Source organism: Albidovulum sp. (assembly GCF_008933605.1).
GTDB lineage: Bacteria > Pseudomonadota > Alphaproteobacteria > Rhodobacterales > Rhodobacteraceae > Albidovulum.
Genome location: NZ_WBUS01000268.1, coordinates 1 through 2,521, shown reverse-complemented (window position 1 = coordinate 2,521; position 2,521 = coordinate 1). Strand labels below are relative to the sequence as shown.

Annotated in this window: 3 protein-coding genes; 1 reads left to right on the top strand and 2 read right to left on the bottom strand. The window is 66.8% G+C overall.

Annotated features, from left to right (window positions below; all coding sequences use genetic code 11):
• Positions 1 to 127: 127 nt before the first annotated feature.
• The gene (gene ctrA / locus F9K34_RS18620; RefSeq protein WP_291338595.1) at positions 128 to 838 is read right to left on the bottom strand and encodes a response regulator transcription factor CtrA; all 711 of its coding nucleotides are present in this window, start codon (positions 836 to 838) and stop codon (positions 128 to 130) included.
• 94 nt (positions 839 to 932) lie between these two features.
• On the bottom strand, positions 933 to 1,211 hold the full coding sequence (sciP, locus tag F9K34_RS18615) for a CtrA inhibitor SciP (protein WP_291338594.1): 279 nt from the start codon (positions 1,209 to 1,211) through the stop codon (positions 933 to 935).
• 126 nt (positions 1,212 to 1,337) lie between these two features.
• On the opposite strand from sciP, the gene mnmA reads away from it, so the two are divergent.
• Positions 1,338 to 2,477, top strand: coding sequence for a tRNA 2-thiouridine(34) synthase MnmA (gene mnmA, locus F9K34_RS18610; RefSeq protein WP_291338593.1), 1,140 nt, complete (start codon positions 1,338 to 1,340; stop codon positions 2,475 to 2,477).
• Positions 2,478 to 2,521 lie beyond the last annotated feature (44 nt).

Here is a 2,521-nt window from a genome sequence, read left to right as displayed (position 1 = left end):
CCCCGATGCTGGCCCGAAAGTGTTAGGGCGCGCATCGGCGGAGGTCCAGTCTCCCCGTGGCGGGCTCAGGCTCCGGGCGGCGCTGCGCCCCCGGAGACGGTGTCTGCGCCGCAGCGCGGGCGGCGCCTCAGGCGCCGACCGCGATCTTCCGCGGCGCGTCCGCCGAGGGCTCGCGCAGCACGTAGCCGCGGCCCCAGACCGTCTCGATGTAATTGTCGCCCCCCGTCGCCTCCGAGAGCTTCTTGCGGAGCTTGCAGATGAAGACGTCGATGATCTTCAGTTCCGGCTCGTCCATGCCGCCGTAAAGGTGGTTGAGGAACATCTCCTTGGTGAGCGTCGTGCCCTTCCGGAGACTCAGAAGTTCCAGCATCTGGTATTCCTTGCCGGTCAGATGCACGGGAGTGCCTTCGGCCTCCACCGTCTTGGCGTCGAGGTTGACGCTGATCTTGCCCGTGCGGATCACCGACTGCGAATGGCCCTTCGAGCGGCGGATGATCGCGTGGATGCGGGCGACGAGTTCCTCGCGGTGGAAGGGCTTCGTCATGTAGTCGTCGGCGCCGAAGCCGAAGCTGCGGATCTTGTTTTCGGTGTCGTCGGCGCCGGTCAGGATCAGGATCGGCGTGTCGACCTTGGCGAGGCGCAACTGCCGGAGCACATCCTGCCCGTTCATGTCGGGCAGGTTGAGATCCAGAAGGATCAGGTCGTAGTCGTAGAGCTTGGCGAGATCGATCCCCTCTTCCCCGAGGTCGGTGCAATAGACGTTCAGGTTGGCATGGGTGAGCATCAGCTCGATGCTGCGGGACGTGGTCGGGTCGTCCTCCACCAGCAGGATTCTCATCAGGCGTACTCCACGTTAATCCCTCGATCATCCCCACTCTGGCGCAGATTGGTTAATCACAAGTTACCGCTGTGACGCCCCACCCCGGAACAACTCAAGGTTGACGGTATTTCTGGATCGCCGTGACTTTCAAGCCTTTTTCGCCGTGCCGCGCCACCGCGTCGCGCCAGAGGCCGAACTCCTCCTCCGAAAGCTGGTAGCGCTCCAGCGCCTCGTTCAGCGGCAGGAGCCCGTAGGCCACCGCCTTCACCACCCGGGCCTTGCGGCTGGCGACCCAGCGCCGCGTTTCGGCAGGTGGCAGGTCCGCGCGCGTCATGACGGTTCCGTCGGGCAAGGTAATCGCCCGCGGACCATCGATCTTTTTCAAGAACATGGTTCACCCCTTCTTCTTCTACCCGCCGGAAAGCCTGCGTCGGCAGGTTTAAGGAGGGGTGAAACCGTGCCTTGTGACTGCGGAGGATTTTCATATATTCGTTCCGTTCTCCCCGGACCCGGTGCGATGCTTGACGAAACCCGACTGAATTCCCTCGGCCTGCCGAAACCGCCGGCAGAAACCCGCGTCGTGGTGGCGATGTCGGGGGGCGTGGATTCGTCCGTCGTCGCCGCCATGCTGAAGGACGAGGGCTACGACGTCGTCGGCGTCACACTCCAGCTCTACGACCACGGCGCCGCGCTGGCCAGGAAGGGCGCTTGCTGCGCCGGCCAGGACATCCACGACGCCCGACGCGTGGCCGAGACGATGGGATTTCCGCATTACATCCTCGACTACGAGAACATGTTCCGCGAGGCGGTGATCGAGGAATTCGCCGACGCCTATCTGGCGGGCGCGACGCCGGTCCCCTGCATCCGCTGCAACGAGCGGGTGAAGTTCAAGGACCTGCTGGCCACCGCGAAGGAGCTGGACGCCGACTGCATGGCGACGGGGCACTACATCCGCCGTGTCGACGGGCCGGCGGGGCCGGAGCTGCATTGCGCGGCGGACCCCAACCGCGACCAGTCCTATTTCCTCTTCTCGACGACACCCGAACAGCTCGCCTTCCTCCGCTTCCCGCTGGGCGGGCTCGCGTCGAAGGCCGAAACGCGCGCGCTCGCCGCGAAATACGGGCTGAGGGTCGCCGACAAGCCCGACAGCCAGGACATCTGCTTCGTCCCGAACGGCGACTACGCGAGCGTCATCGAGAAGCTGCGCCCCGGCGCGGCGGATCCGGGCGAGATCGTGGACATGGCGGGCAACGTGCTCGGTGAGCACCGGGGCGTGATCCACTACACGATCGGCCAGCGCAAGGGCCTCGGCATCGGCGGGCTCGGCGATCCGCTCTACGTGGTCAAGCTCGACCCCGGGACGCGCCGGGTCACCGTCGGGCCGAAGGAGGCGCTCGCCACCCGCAGCGTGCCGGTGCGCGAGATCAACTGGCTGGGCGATGCGCCCTTCGCGAGCCGGCCGGAGTGGCATGTCTCGGTCCGCATCCGGTCCACCCGGCCGCCACGCCCCGCGATCCTGCGGCCGCTCTCGGCGACGACGGCGACGGTGGAGCTTCTTGACCCGGAATCCGGCGTAAGCCCCGGGCAGGCCTGCGTGTTCTACGAAACCGGCGGCAGCCGCATCCTCGGCGGCGGCTGGATCTGGCGCGGTCACTAGGCCGACGGCAGGCCCCGCCCCGGCGCGGCGAGCCGGGCCAGCAC

What these genes read in the sequence shown, in the direction of transcription:
- sciP (WP_291338594.1), bottom strand. Translation starts at nt 1,211, where the DNA reads ATGTTCTTGAAAAAGATCGATGGTCCGCGGGCGATTACCTTGCCCGAC.
- ctrA (WP_291338595.1), bottom strand. Translation starts at nt 838, where the DNA reads ATGAGAATCCTGCTGGTGGAGGACGACCCGACCACGTCCCGCAGCATC.
- mnmA (WP_291338593.1), top strand. Translation starts at nt 1,338, where the DNA reads ATGCTTGACGAAACCCGACTGAATTCCCTCGGCCTGCCGAAACCGCCG.